This is a genomic window from Micromonospora sp. DH13 (assembly GCF_020873825.1).
Classification (GTDB): Bacteria; Actinomycetota; Actinomycetes; order Mycobacteriales; family Micromonosporaceae; genus Micromonospora; species Micromonospora haikouensis.
Genome location: NZ_JAHWGR010000002.1, coordinates 235,998 through 254,849 on the forward strand (window position 1 = coordinate 235,998; position 18,852 = coordinate 254,849).

Sequence of the window (18,852 nt, forward strand, 5' to 3'; positions counted from 1 at the left end):
CCCGCGCCCCCGGTCATCGACGGCCAGCCACATCGGCCGCGAACGCGGCCACCCAGGTCAGTGCGGAGTTCCAGTTGATGGTGATCTCGTTGACCGACCAGGCTTCGAGATTATCGACGTAGCAGAGCTGTGGGGCGCACCCGTATAGCCAACTCGCCGAGAGCGGGTCTTGGAGGCTGGAGTTGGGCCCACCGGCGACCGACCCCACGGGCGGGTTCGGCAGTCGGGCGTCGAACGATTTCGCGTACCACCGGCTGTGCTGGTTCTTCGCGTCGTTGCTGCCGTAGCCGGTGATGTACGACTGCCCGAGGGCGTTGCGGCCCAGCAGGTAGTCGAGGCCCTCGAAGACGGCGTCGGCGTACCTGGCGTTGCCGGTGAGGTCGTAGGCAGTGGCGAGAACGACCTGGTTGTTCAGCATGGACGCGTTCGAGCCCCAGTCGTAGCGTCCCGTGGTGGGAGTGTAGGTCTGCCCGAAGCGCTCGGCCTTCTGGAAGGAGATCAACCGGTCCGCGGCGGCGACCACCCACCCTTTAATCTGCTCACGGTCATTCAGCTCGGTGCCGAACCGCGCCAGGTCGAGTTGGGCCAACGCGGCCACCGAACCCCAGTAGAAGCCGTTCTGGCTGAAAGCCGTACCGGCGGTGTGGAACCGGCTGACCCGGACGGCGGTGAGGTAGGTGGCGTCCCTGGTGGTCAGGTACAGCTCGGCGGCGGCCCAGTAGAACTCGTCGGAGATGTCCCCGTCGTTGTAGGGACCGCCGCCACTGCGGTCCTCGTACGGTGCGAAGAGCGCCGGGTTGGCCCGGGCCGCGGCGTACGCGCGTTCGGCCGCCGCGCGCAGCCGGGCGGCGAAGCCGGCGTCGTACGGCTGGTAGATCCTCGCTGCCTGGGCGGCGACGGCGGCCAGGTTCAGGGTGGCCGCGGTCGACGGCCGGTGCAGTTCCCGGGGCTTCTTGTCCTGGTGCGGCAGCATCGGCGGCCCGGTCCAGGTCTCGTCGTGCACCTTGTGGTGGACCATGCCGGCCAGCGGGAGACCGTCGGGCACCTGCATCTTCAGCATGAAGTCGAGGTTCCAGCGGGCCTCGTCGAGGATGTCCGGAACCCCGTTGCCGCGTTCGGGCACGGCCAGGGTGCCGTCGCCGAGCGCCGCCGGCCGGTTGCGTTCCCACGTCGACAGGAGCTGGTACGTGGCGATGCCACCGTTGACGACGTACTTGCCGTGGTCACCGGCGTCGTACCAGCCGCCGGTGACGTCCAGCCGGTAGGAGCAGGTCCAGTTGTTCAGGAACGACTTCGGCTTCTGGCAGGGCACCTGGGTGTCGCCACCGTTCGGTGAGTCGGAGACGTGCCCGGCCGGGCGGGCGTACGCGGCCCCGGCGATGCCCCCGTCGATCGCGATCCCACTGCGGTTGGTGTAGAAGAACCGGGTCGCGTCGGTGCGCAGCCGGTCATATAGGTCCGCGCGGATGTCGAACGCGTGACTGGGCCGGTCGACCCAGCCGTCGTACACCAGCTCGAACCGGCCGGTGGTCGTGACGTGGCTGAAGTCGATGACGTGGGTGATGGCGCTGGCCGACGCGTCGAAGCCGGTCGGGGTGGTGCGGCCCGTCGCCACCGTCGCGCCGCCGCCGGCCCGGCGCAGCGTCCACGGCACCGCCTGGGACGCGCCGTACAGCAACGTCGCCCGTTTGGGCCCGTTGGGTAGGTAGCCGTGTTGGTTCACCTTGATGTCCGGCCCGGCGTCGGCCCGGTACGCGTACTCGGCGCCGGTGAGCGTCACGTCGTCCATGCAGAACTCGTACGGCGCGGTGGACTTGCCGAGGCGGAACTGGAGCTGGGCCAACCGGTACGGCTCCGGGTAGGTCGTGGTGATGCTGTACTCGTACTCCTTCCAGGCGGTGCCGGTGGTGAAGCCCTTGTTCAGGTACGTGACGTTCGTCGGGTTGTCGAAGGGCGCGAGGTAGATCAGCGGGTTCGCCGCCGTGTTGGTGCGGGCGCGGAACCGCAGCGTGTACGTGGCGCCGCCGGGCAGGTAGATGCTGTTGTGGCCCACCAGGACGTCCCACGGGTTGGTGGACGCGGGCGCGGTCACGCAGAAGGTCCCGCCCTCCAGTTTCGGCGTCATCCCCGCGTTGGTCCACCACGGCTTGTCCGTGCCGGTGAACGTGCTGTTCTGCAACAGCCGGCCGTCGAGCTGCGGTCGCGGTGGCCCACCCCCGTACGCCGGCAGCGTTCCGGCCGGCAGGTCCTGCCCGCCGCTCTGGCCGGGCTGTCCCGGGCCGGGATCAGCGCTGCCGTAGCGGGGCAGCAGCCAACCGTCGAGACCACCCGAGGCGGCGTTGACCAGGACGAAGTCGCCGATCAGGTCGGCATCGAGGTCGGCGAACAGGCCGGTGGTGCCGGCGAACGGGCCATCGTCACGGATCGGGCCCAGCGACCGCCAGCCGGTCGTCGCGCTCCACGGTGCGCCGGTGTTCTCCCAGGCCAGCACTTTGCCGCTGGGGTAGTCGACGCGCAGCACGTCGGCCCGGCGGTCACCGGTGACATCCGAGAACGAGGTCTGGTAGTAGCTGTCGGCGGGGGTCGCGAAGCCGCTGACCGAGTGCCAGTCTCCCGGCACCGGCATCCGGCCCGGGGACCGGTTCTCCCAGAGGCTGGCGTTGCTCAGCCGATCCGAGTTGATCAGGTCGTCGTCTCCGTCGCCGTCGATGTCGACGAAGCGCGGGTTCTCGTAGAGCAGGTTGTTGGCCACGATGGTGGGTGCTCCCCATCGAATCTGCGCGGCGTCGGACTCGTTGCGGGACACCCGTATGGCCCGGATCCCGGTAGGCGACTCGTCAGCGGCCAGCACGCGGATGTAGTCGTCCCGGTCGTCGCCGTCGAGGTCGCCGAAGTGCACCGTAGTGGGCAGACCCCGGTCCGGCGGGCTGATGTCACCGAGGGCGGTCCAGGTGGATCGGGGGCCGTTGTTGCGCCACGCGGGTATCCGACCGTCGGGCTGAACGATGACGTGGTCGGCGTCGCCGTCGCCGTCGAGGTCGGGGAAGTGGGTCTCCGAGCCGGCCGGGGTGGCGTCCCGGAACTCCCCGATCGGGTCCCAGCGCGGGCCGATGCCGTTGCGGGGCTCCGGTCGCCACTGGTAGAAGGACTGCGCGACCATCAGCCGCGATCCGAGAGCGTCTGCGGAGGGTTGCAGGGAGCCGCTGAGCCCGGGCGTGAAGATCTGCCCGTCCTTGAACTGCCACCGCGAAACCTCCGCCTGCTCCGAGCAGAGGGTGCTGCCGGTGCTCCGGGAGTTCGTGTCCCAGGTCAGGCACCGCTCGGTCGCCGGGTCGGCCTGCGGCCAGGCAAGCTGGTACTGGCCTCCAGTCGTGCTGAAGCGCACCTGAATGGCCTCGTCGAGGCTGCCGCGCGGCGTCCTGACGTGCGGTCCGATGTCGACGCCGTCATTCGTCTTCAACGCGATCACCGCGTTCTCCATGTGACGGGCGAAGAAGCGGTACGTGTCGCCGGGGACCGGGGCGTAGCAGTCCCGGTCGGCGGTCGTCCGGGGCGCGAGGCCCCCGCCGGAGCCACAGCCGGCGTTCCCCACGTAACGGACGTACGCGTGGTCGGAGTTACCGCCGCGAACCTCGGCGTTGATGGTGTTGTTGTTTTCGTTGCTGGCATAGGCGAAGTCCAGCTCATGGCCGCCCTGGTGGGTGGGCTGGTTCGCCGCGACTATGTGGTTCTGTAGCGCGGCCGGCATCCGTGCCGGGTTCTGGTTGAAGTCGGCGAGCACCATCCATTCGCCGGTGGGGTGGCGAGCCATGAACTGCCGCGCCGTCTCGATGATGTCGGCGGCGTCGTTGGCGCTGTTCTCACCGTTGGACAGCGCGTGGGCGGTGAAATACCAGTCGGTGCCGATCTGGACGCCCATCATCGGCCGCGAGTTGAACCGCCCGCCCACCGGCAGGATCACGGCGTCGCTCACCGTCTCCCGGGTGACGATGGCCAGGCCGTTGCGTTGCTGACCGGGGTCGGCCCAGTAGATCTGCACCAGGTCCGGGCGGCTTTCCGAGCCGATGTTGTACAGATGCTCGGTGATGCCGGCATCGGCGAACCGACGATCGGTCCACACCGCCCGTTCGGGCGGTGTGCTGCCCGCCTCCTGGAGTGCGGCGACCTGCACCCCTTCCTGGTTGAGCATCTGCTGCACACCGGTCAGCCACCGCGACTCCGGAGGCCCCCCGGTCCCGTCGCTCTGGCCCTGCATGTTCCAGGACGCGGTGACCCGGTCCTGCGGGGCCGCCACCGCCGGTGTCATCGGTTCGACTGCGGACAACAGCGTCGCCGCCGTCGTCGCCGCGATGATCGTGGCCAACCGTTTGCGTGCAAAGCCCACGTCAGATCCTCCAGAACTCGGACACAGAGACCATGCGGTAGCGGGGCTCGACATCGCATCGGTAGGAATTACCTAGAGGGACCGGCAGTAGGTGTCACTTGAGTCGGCGGGTGGTGGGCCGGGTGCCCCCAGCGGTAGAGGGTTCGTGCCCGGTGGATGAGTTGACGGACGGTGACGATGGCGGCGGCCAGGTACAGGTAGAAGTCGGTGACTGTGGCGTCGCGGTCGGTGCACCGGCGGATCTTGCCGAACCCGTTCATCCACGAGTTCGTCCGCTCGACCACCCACCGCCTGCCGACCTGGATCGGTGCGGGCACGCCTTTGCGGGCGATCTGGGCGTCGAAGCCGATCTCGTCGAGCAGCTCTCGGGTGCCACGGCTGTCGTATCCGCGCGGGACCGGCCCAGACCGCCGCGTTCAACCGCGGCCAATGGACCATCGAAACCCTCCACTTCAGCAGAGACACCGCACCGACATCACCGAAGCCACCCGATGGGCCAACCGCAACATGACCAGGCCATTCACCATCCTCGGCAGCACCAGATGATGTTGAAACGGCCGTGCCGTCAACCGCCGTGCGTCGACCACCGACTCCCGGGTGACGGTCGCGAGGCCGTTGCGCTGCTGTTGGACATCGGTCCAGTAGATGAAGACGTTGTTCGGGCGGGTCCCGGTGCCGCAGTTCCAGCAGTACTTGACCACGCCGGAGAGGACCCGCCCGGTCGGCTGAGCCGTCGGTGGCGGGGCGCTGCCCACCTCCTGCGCCAGGACCTGGATCGTCGGGTCATCAAGGATCCCCTGCACGATGGTCTGCCAACGGAACTTCGGCGGACCTTCGCCACCCTGGCTCTGCCCCTGCGAATTCCATTGCCCGGTCGCCTGACCATCCTGCAGCACGGCGAGCGCCGGGGCAGCGGGGAAGAGCCCGACCAGAACGGACGCGGCGATCGTGAGCACGGTAAACAAGGCAATCTTCTCGCACTCTGCCGACGATGGAGGCCGTGGTGAGAGGGCCGTTCACCTAACTCTCCGTGGCACCACGTACGTAGTTTTCACCGACGCGGAGCCGAACGGCGCCAACGTACCTTCACGTCAAGCACTCGCATCGGAGGCACTGTGAAAAACCTGCTCACCCGCAGCCTGCTCCGCGTCACCATGACCATCGGCTTGGTGGCGTCCGGTCTCGTCGTCGCCGCCCAGCCGGCACTGGCCGTCGACATCACGGCCCTCAGTAACTACGCCACGAAGCGATGCCTAGACAGCTCTGGCAACTCGGTCTACACACTTCCCTGCTATCCGAACGTCCACAATCAGCACTGGATCCTCAATGTGGTGAACGGGGGGTACACCTTCGTGAACCGGGCCTCCGGCTGGTGCCTGGACAGCAATCTCAACGGCGCCGTGTACGCCCTGCCGTGCAACGGAGGCAACTACCAGATCTGGGACATGATCGGCAGTGATCACCAGATCTCCTCATACCTCTGGGGCAACCGGGCGACGGGCCTGATCCTGGACAGCAACTTCGACGGCGCGGTCTACACCGGGCAGTCCAATTGGGGACAACACCAGTGGTGGACCCGACTCGGCGCATGATCTCCGCGGCTTTCCACGGCAGCGGCGCGATCTCTAGTGGGCGGTCGGTCGACGTGGGGCGCCGCGCGGAGTGGGGGTTCCTGCTGGATGGGCTTCCCCCTGAGATGTGGACACCCTGAAACTGGATGTTGGTCCAGAGGAAGGGTGTCCCCGTTGGGGCGTCCATCGAAGTACACGGAAGAATTCCGGCGTGACGCGGTCGGCCTGGTCCGCTCGTCTCAGCGGCCGATCAACCAGGTAGCCCGTGAGCTGGGGATGAGTCACGAGGCCCTGCGGAACTGGGTGCGCGCCGCCGAACGCCGAGCCGGGGCCGCTGTGACCGCCTCGGGCGGGACGGGTTGTCGGTGGCGGACAAGGACGCCGAGATCGCCCGGCTTCGGCGTGAGGTCGCGCAGTTGCGGCAGGAGAAGGAGATCCTGCGTAAGGCAGCCGCCTATTTCGCGAAGGAGATGGATCGGTGACCAGCCGCTTCCGGTTCATCTCCACCCACCGCGCCACCTTCGGCGTCAAGCGGCTGTGCCGGGTCCCGGCGGTGTCCCGTTCCGGCTTCTACCGCTGGACAGCCAGCGAGCCCGCCCGACAGGCTCACGCCGCCGACGAGTACGCCCTCGCCGAGCAGATCACCAGGATTCACGCCGAATCCGGCGGCACTTACGGATCCCCTCGGGTGACCATCGAGCTGCACCACCAGGGTGCGCGGGTCAACCGCAAGCGGGTCGAGCGGATCATGCGGCAACGCGACGTCGTGGGCCGGCATCTGCGCCGCCGCACGCATCGGCATATCCCGGTGTCCACATCCCGGGGGGAACCTCACCCTTCTGGTGAGTAGGAGTACTGGGTGGGATCAGCGGTTGATCGCAGCGACGACCGGTAAACGGGGCCGGGCCGGCGCTGCGGCGGCGTCGCGCGTCGCCCGCCTGCCCGTCATAGTCTGACGGAGCACGGTCATGCCTCGTCCCGCGGTGCCACCCCCACCCGGCGAGACGACCAACCCGCACGAGGCGTTCCACGGATAGAAGGCCGCGGAGGTGATCGCGTAGCTACGCAGTCGTCGCCGACGCGACGCATCGCCGGCCGCGACATGGTTGTCCCATGAGACGTCGTACGGTGCTGAGGGCCTTCGGGTGGGGAATCGGTGGCACGGTCGTGCTCGGCGGGGGCGGCTTCGGCGCCTACTACCTGAGCGCGAGGCGGAACACGGTCGGAAAGGTCTCCTTCGACACGCCGCTGTCGATCCCCGCCCTGGCCCGGTCGCGCCGTGGCGCCTCGGGCGCCCGGGTCTTCACCCTCGGCATCCAGCCGGGCGAGACCCGGTTCAAGGACGGCAAGCCCACCCGTACCTGGGGCGTGAACGGCGTGTACCTGGGCCCGACGATCCGGGCCCGGCGCGGCGAGCGGGTCGAGTTCGTGGTGCGCAACGGCCTCGGCGAGGCGACCTCGCTGCACTGGCACGGCATGCATCTGCCGGCGGTGATGGACGGCGGCCCGCACCAGACGGTTGCGCCCGGGGGGACCTGGGAACCGAGGTGGACGATCGACCAACCCGCCGCGACGCTCTGGTATCACCCGCACCTGCACGGTTCGACCGCCGACCACACGTACCGGGGCCTGGCCGGGCTGTTCATCGTCGACGACGAGCGGGCCGAGGCGCTCGGCCTGCCGTCCGAGTACGGTGTCGACGACGTCCCGATGATCGTCCAGGACCGCTCGTTCGACGCCGACCAGCAGTTCGCGCAGCGGGAGCCGCTGGCGGGCTCGCTGGGGGTGATCGGCGACGAGATCCTCGTCAACGGCACGATCGGGCCCTACGTCGACGTCACGACCCGGCTCGTGCGGCTGCGGCTGCTGAACGGCTCCAACGCGCGCCTGTACCACTTCGGGTTCTCCGACGACCGGCGCTTCTCGCTCGTCGCCACGGACGGCGGCCTGCTCGCCGCGCCGTGGGAGACCGACCGGCTGTACCTCTCGCCGGGGGAACGCGCGGAGATCGTGGTGGCGTTCGCGCCGGGGGAGCGGGTCGAACTGCGCTCGTACCCGGCGGAGCACGGCGGCGTGCTGGGACGGCTCGACGGCTTCGACGACCGCCTCGACATCTGCCAGCTCCGGGCCGCGGGCTCGCTGTCCGGCGACGCCACCGTTCCCGCCGTGCTCGGCGTCGCCCCGGACCTCGCTGGCGAGGCGGTAGCCCAGGAGCGCTCCTTCCTGCTCGCGTCGAACCAGATCAACGGCAGACCGATGGCCATGGACCGGATCGACTTCGGTGTCCGGGAGGGCACTGTGGAAGTGTGGGAGGTGACCAACGACAACGGGTACCTGCACAACTTCCACGTCCACGACGTGCAGTTCCAGGTGCTGACCGTCGACGGCGGAACGCCGGAACCACCGCTGCGCGGCTGGAAGGACACCGTCCTGCTCGTGCAGGGGAGGCGTTACCGCCTAGCGATGCGCTTCCGGGGCCACACCGACCCGAACATGCCGTACATGTACCACTGCCACCTGCTCGCGCACGAGGACAACGGGATGATGGGCCAGTTCGTCGTCCTCGGGGAGGGCGAGCAGGTCGGCGTCCCGCCGGGCCGGCACCGGCACCCGTGATCAGGGCACGAGGACGACCTTGCCGGCGATGGTGCGGGACTCGGCGAGCGTCAGCGCCGACGCCGCCTCGGCCAGGGGGAGCTCTGCGGCGATCTGCGGGTCGAGCACGCCGTCGGCGAGCAACCGGAACACGTGGGTGAGGTCCTCGGCCAGGGTGCGCCGGAAGGCCGCCAGGTCGCGGTGGCCCGCCCAGAAGTTGTAGAAGTAGGCGCTTCGGTGGTTGGGCAGGGTGTGCCAGAGCTTCAGCTGCGCGAAGAGCTTCAGCACCGGCAGCCGCGAGTTGCCCGCCTCGTTCTTGGTCGCCGCCGTGCCGTAGGACACCAGCGTGCCGCCCTTGCGCAGCAGCCCCCAGGACCGGGCTACGCCGGGGCCGCCGACGTGGTCGAACACCGCGTCCGCGCCGTCCGGCGTCAGCGCCCTGATCCGGTGGTACATGCCCGGGGCGCGATAGTCGACGGGGGTGGCGCCCAGCGCGCGTACCGTGTCGTGGTGTCGCGCCGACGTCGTGCCGATCACGCGGACGCCGGCGTACCGGGCCAGCTGGACGAGCGTGGAGCCGACGCCGCCGTTGGCCCCCAGCACGACGACGACGCCCCCGGGGCGGACCTTGGCCAGCCGGTGCAGCATCTGCCAGGCCGTGATGCCGTTGACGACCACGGTCTCCGCGGCGGCGGGGGACACCCCGTCCGGCACCGGGACCAGGTCGGCGGCCTCGATCAGCACCTGGGTGGCCCATGCTCCGATCTTGGTGACCGCGGCGAACCGGCGTCCGGTCAGGCCGGAGTCCACGCCAGGCCCGACGGCCGTGACGGTGCCGACCAGGTCATACCCGGGTACGAAGGGGAACGGCGGCTGGTCGTAGTACTTGCCTCGGCGCATCTGTTGCTCGGCGAACGACACACCGGTCGCCTCCATCCGTAGGACGACCTGGCCCGGACCCGGCGCGGGCAACTCACGGGTACGCACCTCCAGCCCGGTCGGTTCGACCACGCCCGGCAGGACTATCTCGGTCGTACTCGGGTTGACGGCGTGGGCCATGACGGCATTCCTCCGCAGATTCTCGGGTTCTGGGGCAGTGGCGAGGGACACGCGGTGGTGCCGGTGCCGGTCGGGTGCCCGGGCCGCCGACGCGGCCCGGCGCGATCAGCGGTTGTCGTCGGGGCCCAGCGCCCCGCGACGCCAGGTGTGCCAGCCGCGGCACAGCACGTAGGCGGCGACGGTGGTCACCGAGACGGACCCGTCGGCGACCAGGGTCCGTACCGCGTGGGGGACATCGAGGACGAACGTGGCCTGGACGGTGACCGCGATCTTGTGGAACAGCAGGAGCTCCCACATGCCCCGTTGCTTGCGGGGCGCCACCGCCAGCATGGCCCACATGCCAGCGAAGACGATGTAGGCGCAGGTGCGCCAGTACTCGGTGAGGATCAGGTCGTCGGAGAGGCCGCCGAGGCGGGAGACGCCCTCGACGAACGGCACCAGGGTGGCGGCTGCCGTGATCGCCATCAGGATGCGACCCGTCCGGTCCTGCCAGCGCGTCGGCGTCGCGACGGCTGGGGCGGCGAGGTCGGTGCGGGCTGTCATGGAGCTTCCCCTTTGCTCGGTCACGCCACGGGCGTGGACAGGAAGACCATCGGTCAGCCGGGCTCGACGCCGCATCGGTGGGAACTGCGTAGTCACCCACGCAGCCGCCCGCGTGGTCGCACCGCGCGGCGGACGGTCGTCGACGCGACTCCCGCCGGGCGCTGCCGGATGGCCGGAACTGAAACCCTGGCGTGCCCGACTATCGGAGCATGATGGTCCACTCTGGACGCGCCAGGGCAGCGGCGATCTCCCGGCGATCCGCCCTCGGCGTCGGCCTCACGGTCGGTGCCTCTGCGCTGACCGGCACGGCCGCCGCTGGGCGGCCGCCGCAGCCGACGACGAACACCGGACGGATCCCGTCCGACGTCCCGACCCGACCTGGTCGGCAGATCGTCCGCCGCGCGTGCAGGTCGTCATGTACGACGGTATCGAGGAACAGGACTTCGTCGGGCCGTACGAGGTGCTGACCATCGCCCGCAACGCTGCCCTCGCGCCCCTGAGTATCGAGTACGTCACCGCCGACCTCCGCGTACGGTCACTGCCGGCGGCGGCACCCTGGTCAAGGTCGGCAGGGGCTGAACGCCGTGGAACGCCGACCTGCTCGTCGTGCCCGGCAGCGGGTTCACCGGGCCGGACCGGCCGGGTGTCGAACTGGAGATCAACAAGGGTCACCTGCCGAGGAAGCTCGCCGACGCGCCGCGCCCCGGCCTGGTGGCCGCCTCGGTCTGCACGGGCGCGCTGCTGCTCGGCGCGGCGGGTCTGACCCATGGCCGGCCGTGTGTCACCCACCAGACGGTCAAGGACCAGCTCGCGGCGTGCGGCGGTGTCGTCACCGAGGCCCGGGGTGGTCGACGACGACAGGCAGCCGGCTGGTCGGGCGGCAGGGGCCGACCGGCGCGATTCCGGGCGGCGGCACCGGGGGCGGGACAGGGGTAGCCTGTCCGGCGTGCGATCCGCAGCTGCCTCCCCGGGCTCACTGGTCGGCAGGGACGTCGAACTCAAGGTCCTCGACGAGCTGATCCAGTGTGCCCGGTCGGGCCGGGGCGGGGCGCTCGTGGTGCGCGGCGAAGCCGGCATCGGCAAGAGCACGCTGCTGGCGCGCGCCAGCGCCGCGGCGTCCGGCGTGCGCGTCGTCCAGGCGTCGGGGGTGCAGTTCGAGCGGGAGCTGCCCTTCGGCGCGCTGCACCAGCTCTGTGTGCCGGTACTCGATCACCTCGCGGACCTGCCCTCCCGGCACGCCGACGCGCTCCGGGTGGCATTCGGGCTGGCTGCGGGCACACCCGACCTGTTCCACATCGGTGTGGCGGCCCTGGGGCTGCTGGCCGCCGCAGCCCGGGTGCGCCCGCTGCTGTGCGTGGTCGACGACGCTCACTGGTTGGACGCGGCGTCGTCGAAGGCGCTGGCGTTCGTCGGTCGGCGGGTGTCCGCCGAGCCCATCGCCATGCTGTTCGCGCTGCGGCCGCCCGTCCGGGACGAAATGGACGAGCTGCCCGGTCTCGACGTCACCGGGTTGAGTGACGCCGACGCGCGGACGGTGCTCGCGGCCCGACGGCACCTCCTGCGCGACGAGCAGGTGCTGCACCGGCTGCTGGCCGAGGCCCGGGGAAACCCGTTGGCCCTGCTCGAACTGCCCTGGGCGGACGGTCTCGGGCCGCCGGACGGCACGCCGGTGCCGAACCGGATAGAGCGCAGCTTCCGGGCCCGGCTGTCGGGGCTGCCGGACGACGCCCGCCTGCTGCTGACCGTGGCCAGCGCCGACCCGACGGGCGATCCCGCTCTGCTGTGGTCGGCCGCGTGCCTGTCGGGCGTGGACGTGTCGACCGCCAGCGTCAGCGTGGCCGCGACCGGGCTGGTCGAGTTCTCCACCGGCGTCCGCTTCTGCCACCCGCTTGCCCGCTCCGCGGTCTACCGGGCCGCATCCGGGCCGGAACGGCAGCGGGCGCACCGGGCGCTGGCCGAGGTGACCAACGCCGATACCGACCCGGACCGGCGGGCCTGGCACCGCGCCCAGGCCAGCGTCGGCCCCGACGACGGGGTCGCCGCGGAGCTCGTACGATCGGCGGCCCGCGCCCGGGCGCGCGGCGGCGCGGTGGCCGCGGCGACCTTCCTGGAACGTGCGGCCGAGCTGTCCCAGGATCCCGTCAGCCGGGTCGAACGCACGCTCGCGGCGGCGCAGGCCACCCTTGTCGCCGGCCGCCCCGACCGGGCCGCCGTGCTGGTCCGGGCCGTCGAGCACCGCGTGCTCGACGAGTTTCAACTCGCGCACGCCGACCTGTTGCGCGGGCAGGTCGCCTTCCAGAGCCACCGGGACGAGAGCGGCCCGGAGTTCATGATCCGCGCCGGCAGGCGGCTGGCCGGGCTGGACCCGGACCGGGCCCGCCGGTGCTTCCTGGATGCGATCGAGATGGCTCTCCTCGTCGGTCGGGCCAGCGGCGTGCTGGACCGGGTGCTGGCCGCCGCACGGTCTGTGCCGGTGACCGTGGCGCGTCCGCCGGACGTCCTGGACGCGTTGGGCCTGCTGGAGTCGGCGGGACATCGCCGCGCGGTCCCGCTGATCCGGCAGGTCCTTGACGGTCACGACGGGACGGGATGGACCGAGCACCCCGCGCTCGCGCTCATGCTCGCGGCGGAGATCTGGGATCCGCACCGGCACTGGGCGATCGTCGAGTGGCTGGTGCGCACCGGCCGCGAGTCCGGTGCGCCGCTGCTGCTGCGTCTCGGGCTCGCGCAGACCGCCTCGTACGGCGCGCTCACCGCCGACCTCGGCCTGGCCATGGCGTCGATCGCCGAGGAGGAGGCGATAGCCGACGCGATCGGCGGGTCCCCGATGCCGTACCACCGGATCCACCTGGCGGCCGTGCGCGGTCGCCGCGCCGAGGCGCTCGCGTTATTCGAGAGCGTCGCGGTCGCGGCGGCCACGAGCGGCAGCGGTCTCCTGACCGGCAACATCGACTGGGCGTCCGCGGTGCTGCACAACGGTCTCGCCGACTATCCGGCCGCGCTGGCCGCCGCCCGGCGGGCCGTTGCGGACGGGGGCCTCTTCCTCGCCAGCTTCTCCCTGCCCGAGCTGGTCGAGGCGGCGGTGCGCTGCGGCGACTCCGACACCGCCGCAGACGCGCTGGGGTCGCTGGTCGACCGCGCCGAGGCCAGCGGAACGGCCACCGGCCTGGGCATCGCCGCCTACGCCCGGGCGCTGGTGACCGGTTCCGAGGAGCACTACCGGGCCGCCGTCGCGCACCTGGAGCGGAGCCCGCTGTCGGCCTACCGGGCCAGGGCCCATCTCGTGTACGGGGAATGGCTGCGGCGCGAGGGCCGCCGACGGGACTGCCGAGAGCATCTGCGCACCGCGCACCGCCTGCTGTCCGAGGCGGGGCTGGACGCGTTCGCCCGGCGGGCGGCCGTCGAGCTGCGTGCCACCGGGGAGCGGCCACGCCAACGGTCACCACACACGTACGACCAGCTGACGATCCAGGAGCTGCACATCGCCCGGCTGGTCGCCGCCGGCGCGACGTCGGGCGAGGTGGCCGCCCAGTTGTTCATCAGCCCGCGCACCGTCGACACCCACCTGCGCAACATCTTCCGCAAGCTCGGCATCAACTCCCGGCGGCAACTCAGGCACCGGCCCGACCTCGGCGCGGGCTAGGAATGCGGCTCGTCGCCCCGGGCCTGCCGCAGCAGCCGTCGGCGTAGTCGCCGGTGGCAGGGGCGGGTGACGCGGCCAGCGCGGTGGTCGGTGCACGGCAGGTCCGGCAGAGCTCGGCCTCCGGGGAACCCGGGTTGGTGGCCGCGCCCGGGCCGGCGGCGGCGAGGGCGAGGACGCCGGCCAGCCGTACGCCTGCCGGAAGGTCGGCGCGGTGGACGTCGGCGGCGTGCCAGGCCACCGCGCGGCCGGAAGATCGAGGTGAATTCCCGATGTCCGGTGCGGCTGCTCACCGTGTACGGCATCGGATACAAACTCGCCGATGACTACTACTCCAACGTCACTTGGCTGTGGCGTTGGGCGTGGCGTGGGCATGGAGACGGCCACCGCGTTGATCATCGATGGTTTGTGAGGACAACCGAAGATCGTGCGGTGGCCGCGTGCCACAGCGTAGACCCCGCCGAGTGGCGGTCATCCTGGACGAGGCGGTGGCGCGTGTCGCGGGCCGGTTCGTGCGGGCCGAGCCACGCCGGAGCGCCGGGCAGTTCGTGGAAGGGCTGCTGTCGGGCGTGGAACGTAAGACCTGCTGGTCGCTTGCGGAGCGGGCGGGTCATGCGACGAGACACACGACATCGTCTTTCTGCGGCCACCGCCATGACACGACCTCCTGTCCCGAGCGGTGAGTAGCTTGTTCCTGCTGCCCTGCCTGCCGTTTTTCCAATGCAAATACCCGCCCGGGTTCAGCTTCCGGCGGTCGTCGATGCCACTGAGCTTCTGCTGGGGATGGCTGTCCCGTCCGGCTGCGGCCGGGTTGCCGAGCAGACCATCCTGCGGGCGTTGGCTTGGCAGCCGGGCACCGCCTCGACAGGGCCGACTTGAGTTTGCCCTTGGCCTGCTCGACCTGGGCCGGGTCACCCCCGGCCGCCATGTACCGCAGGCCACCGATGACCAGGAACATCGTCGCGACGAGCGCGATGATGCCCATGATCCAGTCGGTGATGTTGGAGATGACCTGGCTGATGCTGTTCGCCGCCAACGGCTGACCTGCGGCGGCGAGGTCGGGCAGGACAACGAGAGTGGTGTGCATCGCGACCCTCCACAAGACTGTGCGGGCCGCCACGGTGGGGACCGGGCGAAGGGGATGTGGTCCGGTGGGGGCGCTCCTCCCTTACCAGCGGTGTCAGTATGCCGCGCCAGTCGTGCCGGACCACGGGCCCCGCCGGAAGGACGGTCCCCACCGGGCGGGCATGCCGTGGATGACATGCACCGCTCAGATCTCGACTGTCAGGCCGATCGAACCCCCGTTCATCCTGTCAACCTCTGACAGGACCGGCCATCGGTACGTGCGGTAGGAGGGCTGCCGACGTGTCCCTTGCTGGCCTGCCCGTTCCGCAGCAATGCTCGCTTTTGTCAGGAACTGGACTGAACTCCTCGTTTGGGTATTCGTGGCCGTCTGGATGGGCTGAACTGCCGGTCTGAGTCGTCGATGTCCGCCCGTGGGCTGCGGCGCTAGTTTCGTCGGGCCGTTGTGATGCCTGGGGAGAGCAATGGGATACCGCTTCAACGCACCACCGAACTGGCCGACGCCTCCTGCTGGGTGGGTTCCACCGTCGGGTTGGACACCGGATCCCACCTGGGGCCCTCCTCCGCCGGGCTGGCAGTTGTGGCTTCCGGATAATCCGGCTCCGGCTCCGGTGGCACCCATGACGGCAGCCACGCAGGCTGCCAGTACTCCTGCCGTCGTCCCGCAACAGCGCACCGTCAGTGATCCGGACATCCCCTTGTTCGGTGCCCGGGGCAAGGCGCGTGAACTGGCCGCGGAGGGTACGCGGCTGCGCAGCGAGCTGGAGCAGGCGCATGCCGAGCTGGCGGGGCTGCGGGCGGAGATGTCGCGCCTGGGCATGCTGTCGGTGCTGGAGTTGGAACAGCAGCGGGACAGGCTCGGTCGTGAGCTCGCCGACCTGACGGCGAAGGGCAAGGCGCAGAAGGCCGAGCTCGACCGCCGCCTTCGTGGGCTTCGGCAGCAGATCGTGGTCACCGAGGAGACCGCGCTGCTGCAGGAGGCTGGCGTCTACCAGTACCGGCACCCTCTGTCGGACGCGGTTGCCTACCAGAGCCAGCTCAGCCGGATCCAGGACCAGATCAAGGCCATGGCCAGAAAGGACGGCGGCGCGGTCAAGGCCGCTACCGGCTGGACGGTCAACGGCTCGGTCACGGAGGGCCGGGCGATGGTCCGGGACTTCTCCAAGCTGATGCTCCGCGCCTACAACGCCGAGGCGGACAACCTCGTACGCGGGTTGAAGCCGTACAAGCTCGACTCGGCCGTCGACCGGCTGGGGAAGGTGGCGGCTACGATCGCCAAGCTCGGCAAGACGATGCAGATCCGGATCGCCGAGGACTACCACCGGCTGCGAATCAAGGAGTTGGAGCTCACCGCCGACTACCAGGAGAAGCTGGCTGAGGAGAAGGAGCGGGAGCGGGAGGAGAAGGCCCGGTTGCGCGAGGAGCGACGCGCGCAGCAGGAGATCGAACGCGAACGCGCCCGGCTCGACAAGGAACGCCAGCACTACGCCAACGCATTGGCCGCTCTGCAGGCCAAGGGCGATGCCGACGGCGTCGCCCAGATGCAGGACCGGTTGGCCCAGATCGACACCGCGATCCAGGACGTCGACCACCGGGCCGCGAACGTCCGGGCCGGATACGTGTACGTGATCTCCAACCTCGGCGCTTTCGGCGAGAAGATGGTCAAGGTCGGGATGACCCGCCGGCTGGACCCGCTGGACCGGGTGCGGGAACTCAGCGACGCCTCGGTGCCCTTCAATTTCGACGTCCACGCCCTGTTCTTCTCCGAGGACGCTGTCGGCATCGAGGCGCAGATGCACGCACGGCTGGCCGACCGGCGGGTCAACCTGGTCAACCACCGTCGCGAGTTCTTCTACGCCACCCCGGAGGAGGCCAAGGAGCATCTGCTGGCGTTGACCGGCAGCCTGCTGCAGTACGAGGAGGTCCCGGAGGCCCTGGAGTACCGACAGAGCCTCACCCAGGCGCAGGAGCAAGCGGGCGCGCTCACCTGACGTGCCGGGATCGTGGACAGCCGGGATCGGTGCGGGCCGGTCGGGCCAGCGGAATCGTCAAGTTGGAGAGGTACGTATGTCGTCGGTCGGATTGTTCGCCTTCGGGTCAGCAGGCGGAAGCGGAGGTGTCGACCTGGGCGACGCGCCGTTCGTGGTGGTGGACGTGGAGACCACCGGGCTGTCGTCGAGGTCCGACCGGATCGTGGAGATCGCCCTGGTTCGTGTCGAGGGAGGCCGGGTGGTCGACGAGTGGGCCACCCTCATCGACGCAGGCCGCGACCCCGGCCCGACGTTCGTCCACCACATCACGGCCGACATGCTGTCCGGCGCGCCGACCTTCGCCGACGTGGCGGGGGACATCCTGAGCAGACTCGACGGTGCTGTCGCGGTGGCGCACAACGCCCGTTTCGAGGAGGGCTTCATCGCGCAGGAGTTCGCCCGCGCCGGCATCGACACCGCGCCCCTGCCGGCGGTGTGCACCCTGCGGTTGGCCCGACAGGTCCTGGCCGCGCCGAACTTCCAGCTCGTGTCCTGCTGCGCCGCGTACGGCATCGAGCTGCACGACGCCCACACCGCTCTCGGTGACACCCGGGCGACCGCTCAACTCCTCATCCGGCTCCTGGCGGAGGCACCTGCCCTCCGGTTCCCGTCCGTGCCTGTACCACTGCCCCGGTACCCCCGCCACGCCCAGCCCCGCACCCGGGCAACCGGCCTACGCAAGGGCACGGACGGGTGGATCCAGTCGCTGCTCGGCAAGTTGCCCTACTCCACCAGCGACACCGACCCGGCGTCCGCCGAGGCGTACCTCGCCGCCGTCGGGGACGCCCTCAGCGACGGCAAGCTGACCGGCGTCGAGGCCAAGGCACTGGCCCGACTGGCCGGGCAGTCCGGCATGGGCGCCCAACAGGTACGGGACCTGCACCACCGCTACCTCGACGGACTGCGGGACGCAGCGCTCGCCGACGACATCCTGACCAGCACCGAGTACCAGCAACTCGTCACGGCCGCCCGACTTCTCGGGGAACCGGACTACTTCGCAGACCTCACTGCGCCCGAGGCGGAAACCACGCACCGCACCCGGGCGGTCAAGCAGAAGGGACAACGCGTCTGGTGCAGCCCGTCCGTGTCCGTCGACGCCCGTGACCGCCTCACCCAAGCCGGTTTCGTCCTGGCGGTGAACCTGACCCGCAACGTCGTCGCCGCCGTGATCACCGCTGCCGACCAGGACGACGCGAAGGTCGCGCGAGCACGCGAACTCGCCATACCGATCCGCTCCGACCTGGCCCTCGACGACATGCTGGGGACCACCGCCAGGCCTTCCCCGGCACCCCACCAGCCTGGAGCCGCCACGGTGGGCGCGGAACAGCACGAGTCCCGCGCAGAGCCGACACCGGCCGCCGCGGTGCCCCTGCCCACCCCTCGCAGACCGCAGGTCGTCGCCGGCTGGTACCTGGACCCGTCCGGGCGGTGGACCTACCGCTTCTGGGACGGCAGGGGCTGGACCGAGAGGGCCAGCGCGGGAGACGGCCGCACCTGGTCGGACAGCACCGGCCTACCGCTGTGGTGTGCGCCCACGACGGACGGACTGGTCGACGGCCAGCAGCCGCATACCCTCACCGACCAGATCACGACGATGCAGAAGACCGATGTCCATGCGGCTCTGCTCCTGACCGTCCGGTGCATCGACGCGGTGGAGAACGACGCACGCATCAGCGGGCACGGGGTGGCTCCCTGGTACTACGAGAGGGCCGCCATCATCTTCGCCGGCCTGGGCGACCCCGCCGCCGAAGTCGCGGTGCTCGAACGATTCGCCCGACAGCGACATGCTCCCGGAGCCACACCGGCTCGGCTCCTCGAGCGTCTCAGACAGCGCCAGGCCGCGGCCCACGCGTAGCCGCCACACCGTCCATGACCTGATGTGTCTGAGTGAAGTGCCTCACGGTGCCCTCGCGGGGTTCGCCCTCACGTCCCCCTTGCTGTCACCGG

13 protein-coding genes and 2 pseudogenes are annotated in these 18,852 nt (G+C 70.3%); 8 read left to right on the plus strand and 7 right to left on the minus strand.

Annotated elements, in window-relative coordinates; translation table 11 throughout:
* Positions 1–13: 13 nt before the first annotated feature.
* From LPA42_RS02995 to LPA42_RS03005, 3 genes and pseudogenes are all read right to left on the minus strand, one after another.
* The gene (locus LPA42_RS02995; protein ID WP_158229472.1) at positions 14–4,384 is read right to left on the minus strand and encodes a glycoside hydrolase family 9 protein; all 4,371 of its coding nucleotides are present in this window, start codon (positions 4,382–4,384) and stop codon (positions 14–16) included.
* Between the two features lie 94 nt (positions 4,385–4,478).
* Positions 4,479–4,776 (minus strand): annotated as a pseudogene (locus LPA42_RS03000) (IS5/IS1182 family transposase); the annotation flags it as partial.
* Between the two features lie 60 nt (positions 4,777–4,836).
* Positions 4,837–5,340: a hypothetical protein gene (locus tag LPA42_RS03005; protein WP_077939547.1), complete on the minus strand. Its 504-nt coding sequence runs from the start codon at positions 5,338–5,340 to the stop codon at positions 4,837–4,839.
* Positions 5,341–5,499: 159 nt separating this feature from the next.
* Between LPA42_RS03005 and LPA42_RS03010 the strand changes: the two genes are divergently transcribed.
* The 4 genes and pseudogenes from LPA42_RS03010 (at position 5,500) to LPA42_RS03020 (ending at position 8,571) form a co-directional block, all read left to right on the plus strand.
* The gene (locus LPA42_RS03010; protein WP_077939548.1) at positions 5,500–5,976 is read left to right on the plus strand and encodes an RICIN domain-containing protein; all 477 of its coding nucleotides are present in this window, start codon (positions 5,500–5,502) and stop codon (positions 5,974–5,976) included.
* An 87-nt stretch (positions 5,977–6,063) separates the two neighbouring features.
* A pseudogene (locus LPA42_RS34695) lies at positions 6,064–6,279 on the plus strand (transposase); the annotation flags it as partial.
* A gap of 154 nt (positions 6,280–6,433) precedes the next feature.
* Positions 6,434–6,805, plus strand: coding sequence for an IS3 family transposase (locus LPA42_RS03015; RefSeq protein ID WP_077939549.1), 372 nt, complete (start codon positions 6,434–6,436; stop codon positions 6,803–6,805).
* A gap of 263 nt (positions 6,806–7,068) precedes the next feature.
* On the plus strand, positions 7,069–8,571 hold the full coding sequence (locus LPA42_RS03020; protein ID WP_077939550.1) for a multicopper oxidase family protein: 1,503 nt from the start codon (positions 7,069–7,071) through the stop codon (positions 8,569–8,571).
* On the opposite strand, the gene LPA42_RS03025 is transcribed toward LPA42_RS03020, so the two are convergent.
* Together LPA42_RS03025 and LPA42_RS03030 are read right to left on the minus strand one after the other, a co-directional pair.
* Positions 8,572–9,609: a medium chain dehydrogenase/reductase family protein gene (locus LPA42_RS03025; RefSeq protein WP_077939551.1), complete on the minus strand. Its 1,038-nt coding sequence runs from the start codon at positions 9,607–9,609 to the stop codon at positions 8,572–8,574.
* Positions 9,610–9,714: 105 nt separating this feature from the next.
* Positions 9,715–10,152 carry a hypothetical protein gene (locus LPA42_RS03030; protein ID WP_198956715.1) on the minus strand — a complete coding sequence of 146 codons (438 nt, stop codon included), beginning with the start codon at positions 10,150–10,152 and terminating at the stop codon, positions 9,715–9,717.
* Positions 10,153–10,758: 606 nt separating this feature from the next.
* On the opposite strand from LPA42_RS03030, the gene LPA42_RS03035 reads away from it, so the two are divergent.
* Both LPA42_RS03035 and LPA42_RS03040 read left to right on the plus strand, forming a co-directional pair.
* Positions 10,759–11,088 (plus strand): hypothetical protein, encoded by a 330-nt coding sequence (locus tag LPA42_RS03035; RefSeq protein WP_158229473.1) that lies wholly within the window; start codon positions 10,759–10,761, stop codon positions 11,086–11,088.
* Between the two features lie 10 nt (positions 11,089–11,098).
* On the plus strand, positions 11,099–13,795 hold the full coding sequence (locus tag LPA42_RS03040; RefSeq protein ID WP_228986297.1) for an AAA family ATPase: 2,697 nt from the start codon (positions 11,099–11,101) through the stop codon (positions 13,793–13,795).
* Here LPA42_RS03040 and LPA42_RS03045 read toward each other — a convergent pair.
* Positions 13,764–14,033, minus strand: coding sequence for a hypothetical protein (locus LPA42_RS03045; protein WP_077939553.1), 270 nt, complete (start codon positions 14,031–14,033; stop codon positions 13,764–13,766). The genes LPA42_RS03040 and LPA42_RS03045 overlap by 32 nt on opposite strands.
* Before the next feature lie 369 nt (positions 14,034–14,402).
* On the minus strand, positions 14,403–14,879 hold the full coding sequence (locus tag LPA42_RS03050; protein ID WP_228986298.1) for a pilin: 477 nt from the start codon (positions 14,877–14,879) through the stop codon (positions 14,403–14,405).
* A gap of 616 nt (positions 14,880–15,495) precedes the next feature.
* On the opposite strand from LPA42_RS03050, the gene LPA42_RS03055 reads away from it, so the two are divergent.
* Together LPA42_RS03055 and LPA42_RS03060 are read left to right on the plus strand one after the other, a co-directional pair.
* The gene (locus LPA42_RS03055) at positions 15,496–16,866 is read left to right on the plus strand and encodes a DUF4041 domain-containing protein (protein WP_228986299.1); all 1,371 of its coding nucleotides are present in this window, start codon (positions 15,496–15,498) and stop codon (positions 16,864–16,866) included.
* Positions 16,867–16,942: 76 nt separating this feature from the next.
* Positions 16,943–18,760, plus strand: coding sequence for an exonuclease domain-containing protein (locus tag LPA42_RS03060; protein WP_077939554.1), 1,818 nt, complete (start codon positions 16,943–16,945; stop codon positions 18,758–18,760).
* The last annotated feature ends 92 nt before the right edge of the window (positions 18,761–18,852 follow it).